Consider the following 543-nt stretch of genomic DNA (forward strand, 5'->3'; position numbering starts at 1 on the left):
CACCGCCCGCGCCGCCGCCCGATGCACGCGCGGCCGCCGCCCCGAGGTTCATGATGCCGGCCGCCTGCACGTGCGCGGACGCGCCCGCCAGCAGCATCAAGGCCACGGCCCGGACCAGCGGCCGCAGTTCCGATTTCAGGACCGGGCGCGAACCCGTCGTGTCAGGTTGTCGTGCCGTGCGTGCGCGTGCTGCCATTCTTCACCCCGAATCCTATGAAATTGCGCTGGACGACGGTCGCGCGGAAAGCGGCGCCAATCCGTTTTCGCGCTCGGTCGTTGCAACCGGGATCGACCCCGGCCACTGGAATCCCAAGAACATACGAAGGCCCGATGGCAGCCGCGTGGCGGGTGTTACGGACCATTCGGGCCGCTTGCCAAAGGTCCGTAGCTTTTGTCACAGTCGGCCGGGCCGGTCACGCGGTGTCGCGATGCGCAAGGATGCGGGCCGCGAGCGCCTGCGCCACGCGTTCGACCAGTGCCGGCCAGTCGCCGGGCAGCCCCTGCCGGAACAGCGTCGCGGACGGATACCACGGGCTGTCGTCG

General features: G+C 70.0%; 1 protein-coding gene. It reads right to left on the bottom strand.

Annotation, left to right across the window (positions count from 1 at the left end; translation table 11 throughout):
- On the bottom strand, nt 1-196 hold a 196-nt coding region (locus tag L810_RS39790; RefSeq protein ID WP_042978166.1), incomplete at its 3' end, for a hypothetical protein.
- Nucleotides 197-543 lie beyond the last annotated feature (347 nt).

The sequence above is a fragment of the Burkholderia sp. AU4i genome (assembly GCF_000466765.1).
GTDB classification, from domain to species: domain Bacteria; phylum Pseudomonadota; class Gammaproteobacteria; order Burkholderiales; family Burkholderiaceae; genus Burkholderia; species Burkholderia cepacia.